Raw genomic sequence first — 1734 nt, forward strand, 5'->3', positions numbered from 1 at the left:
ACGGCTGGCGTCGCCGCTGTTGCTGCCCGACTGCAGCGCCACCATCACGGTGCCGTCGCCGCGGTGCAGGCCGGGCCAGGCGAGCGGCAGCACGGTCACGACCGCGGCCTCCCGCGGCTCGTCGGTGCCGACGCCGTCTCCGTCTCCGTCACTGCCCTCTCCGTCGCTGCCGGGTGGGACGGTGAACCGGATCGACGCGGTCGCGGCCGGCACGACCTCCCGCATCGCGACCCAGTCGGTCTCGCCGGCCAGTCCCTCGAAGGGACGTGCGACGAACGGCGCCGGCGCCGCCTGCGGGTCACGCCTGCGGGAGGAGTCGGGAGACTGGTGCTGCGCCTTGCGGCGTCGTGAAGCCTTGCCCATGGTCGCCCACCCTAATGGGCGGCCTGCCAGCCGGGCAGGTCAGACCCTGCGACGCGACGGGCCGCCCATCGCGGCCCACACGGTGCGGGTGCCCTCGCCGTCGTTGACGCCCCACTCGTGCGCCAGGCTGCGCACGATCCGCAGACCCCGACCGGCCGAGACCCAGGTGGCCCGCGGCAACGGTTGCGGGGTGCTGGCCCCGCCGCCGTCGGTCACCTCGACCTCGACCTGGTTGCCCTTGACCTTCCAGTGCACACGCACCGAGCCGTCCGGCAACGGTCGCGCGTGGCGGATCGAGTTGGCCACCAGCTCCGAGACCACCATCTCGGACTCCGAGATCACCTGCTCGGTGATGGACCGGGCCTCGAGGTCGGCGCGCAGGGCGCGGCGCATCTGCGGGACGGACTTGGGGTCCCACGGCAGCCGCACGGTGCGCACGCGCCCCTCACCCACCCTGCCTCCGGTCTCGGTCATGACGCGAAGCACGTTAGTCGTCCCCTCAGTCGACGTCACCGCGTAGCGTGGTCTCAAGATGATCACGGACGAACGCGGGTCTGTTCGTGATGATGGCATCCACGCCCGCCGCGAGGCAACGCTGCACATCCCCCAGCTCGTCGACGGTGTAGACGTAGACCTGGTGGCCGCGAGCGTGCTGCCGGGCCACGGTCTCGGGATGGCGGCGGAGCATCTCGGTGCTGATCCCGGCGATCGAGACTCCCTTGGGCAGCGACCCGTCACGGAAGCGGAGCGGCACGTAGCCCTCCATCAGGTAGACGAGCGGCAACTGCGGGCACAGCTGGCCCATCCGCTGGATCGCCAGCTGGGAGAACGACATGACACGTGGGTGGGGTCGCCCCTCCGCGGGCGCTCGGTCGAGGCCGTAGTCGGCCAGGACACGGGCGAGCTGGATCTCGACCAGCCCGGCATACCGGGTCGGGTGCTTGGTCTCAATGGCGAGGCCGATCTCCCGGTCCGCCTCGAGGGCGGTGGTCAGCAGGCGACGCAGGGTGAGCAGCTGGTTGCGGCCGTGGTCGGCGTCCGGCATCTCGGTGTCCTGGGGATGGTCCTGTTTCCACGAGCCCCAGTCGAGTCCCTCGAGGGTGGCCAGCTCGAGGGTGGACACGACGCCCTTGCCGTTGGACGTGCGGTTGACCCGCCTGTCGTGGACACACACCAGGTGCGCGTCCGCGGTCAGCCGGACATCGCACTCGAGTGCGTCGGCGCCCTCGTCGATGGCACGCAGGTAGGCCGCGAGGGTGTGTTCGGGTTCGTGGGCGCTGGAGCCCCGGTGCGCGATCACCTCGGGGAGGCGATGCGCGGCGACCGGGGCGGCCCTGGGGCCGGGCGCGGTGGCAGGCACGGCTCCATCGT

The 1734-nt window shown here is 71.8% G+C and carries 3 protein-coding genes; all 3 read right to left on the reverse strand.

Translation table 11 applies throughout. The annotated features are described in order from the left end of the window. The coding region (locus FRW57_RS21265; RefSeq protein ID WP_238999527.1) for a DUF5926 family protein at positions 1-363 on the reverse strand (363 nt) is incomplete at its 3' end. Positions 364-402: 39 nt separating this feature from the next. Further along, the gene (locus FRW57_RS21270) at positions 403-837 is read right to left on the reverse strand and encodes an ATP-binding protein (RefSeq protein ID WP_137122694.1); all 435 of its coding nucleotides are present in this window, start codon (positions 835-837) and stop codon (positions 403-405) included. A gap of 25 nt (positions 838-862) precedes the next feature. After that, the coding region (locus tag FRW57_RS21275) for a glycerophosphodiester phosphodiesterase (protein ID WP_238999528.1) at positions 863-1734 on the reverse strand (872 nt) is incomplete at its 5' end.

Source organism: Segeticoccus rhizosphaerae (assembly GCF_009192725.1).
Taxonomy (GTDB): domain Bacteria; phylum Actinomycetota; class Actinomycetes; order Actinomycetales; family Dermatophilaceae; genus Segeticoccus; species Segeticoccus rhizosphaerae.

Excerpts from the sequence above, each read along its gene's own strand:
- FRW57_RS21270 (WP_137122694.1), bottom strand. The coding sequence starts at position 837 with ATGACCGAGACCGGAGGCAGGGTGGGTGAGGGGCGCGTGCGCACCGTG.